At 64.5% G+C, this 1429-nt stretch carries 1 protein-coding gene; it reads right to left on the bottom strand.

Annotation, left to right across the window (positions count from 1 at the left end; translation table 11 throughout):
* A partial coding sequence (locus tag E0L16_RS21915; RefSeq protein ID WP_131638309.1) for an Ig-like domain-containing protein occupies nt 1–1429 on the bottom strand: 1429 nt, incomplete at both ends.

Raw genomic sequence — 1429 nt, 5'->3', positions numbered from 1 at the left:
GGTGCCGCTGATAATCTGCGCCTGACCGTGCTCGGCGACGTTAATCACGTCGTCATCTGCAATAGCGTGGATGGTGACCGCCGGAACGGTCATATCCACCGTCAGGTTGTGGTTTGCCGACGCCGGGTTGCCCGCCTTGTCGCTCACGCTCGCGGTTACGGTGACGCTGCCGTCGCTGAGCGCCGCCAGATCCGCTGCCGGAACGTTCAGCGTCCAGCTGCCGTTCGTACCGACGGTTGTGGTGTAGTCCTTGCCGTTCAGCGACACGGTGACCGTCTGGCCCGCCTCAGCGGTGCTGGTGCCGGAAATCGCCAGTTCAGACTGCGCTTCCGTGGCGTTCAGGATGTCGTCAGTCGCAATCGTGTTGATAGTGACGGACGGCGCGGTGGCATCCACGCTGTACTCGCGGCCAGCCGAAGCGCTGTTGCCGTTGACGTTGGTGACGCTCACCTGCACGCTGGCGTCGCCGTCCTTGAGGCCCGCCAGATCCGCAGCCGGCACGGTATAGGTCCAGTTGCCGTCTGCTTCTACGGTAGTGGTATAAATTTTACCGTTCAGGCTCAGGGTGACGGTCTGCCCGGCTTCCACGTTGGTGGTCGCGCCGGACAGCACCAGATCCGCCCCTTTCTCCGCCGCGTTGATCACGTCGTCGGTGGCAATGGCGTTGATGCTGATGGCAACAGAGGCCAGATCGACGGTCACGTCGTGGCTGATGGTAATCGGGTTACCCGCCGCGCTGTCGCCGGTAACGCTGATTTTCACGGTGCCTTCCGGCCACGCGCTCACGTCCGCAGACGGAACCGCCGCGCTCCAGGTGCCGTCCGCCAGCACCGTCGCCGCATAGTCTTTGCCGTTCACGGAAACGGTCAGCGCCGTGCCCGGCGCCAGCCCGTCGCTGGAGCCGGAAACGATCAGGTTCTGCGCATGCTCGATGCTGTTAACCACATCGTCGCCCGCCACGATGTTCACGCGCAGGCCCGGCAGGTTAGCGTCGATAGTGATATCGCCCTCGCCGCTGCCGGTGTTGCCGTGGCCGTTGGTGACGGTCGCCGTCACGCTCAGGCTGCCGTTGCCGAGGGCGGTCAGCACATCAGCAGGTACGTTCACGGACCAGCTCAGATCGTTCTGCACCGTTGCGGTATAGCTGTTGCCGCCAATGGTCACGGTTACGGTGTTGCCCGCTTCAGCATTCGCCACGGTACCGCTCAGGGTCTGGCCTGCCGCCACTTCCGCCGCGTTGATAACGTTATCGCCCGCCACGGTGTTGATGGTGACGGTCGGCAGCGCGGTGTCGACCAGCAGGTTCGCTGCGCTGCTCACGCTGTTGCCCACCCCGTTGGTGGCGGTCGCATTGAGGGTGTAACTGGCCTGACCGAGACCGGCCAGATCCGCAGCCGGAACCGTCAGGCTCCATGTGCCGTCCGCGGCG

Origin of the sequence: Enterobacter quasihormaechei (assembly GCF_004331385.1) — a bacterium.
GTDB lineage: Bacteria > Pseudomonadota > Gammaproteobacteria > Enterobacterales > Enterobacteriaceae > Enterobacter > Enterobacter quasihormaechei.
Note: the sequence above shows the minus strand (reverse complement) of the source record. Positions and strands in the feature narration are given on the sequence as shown.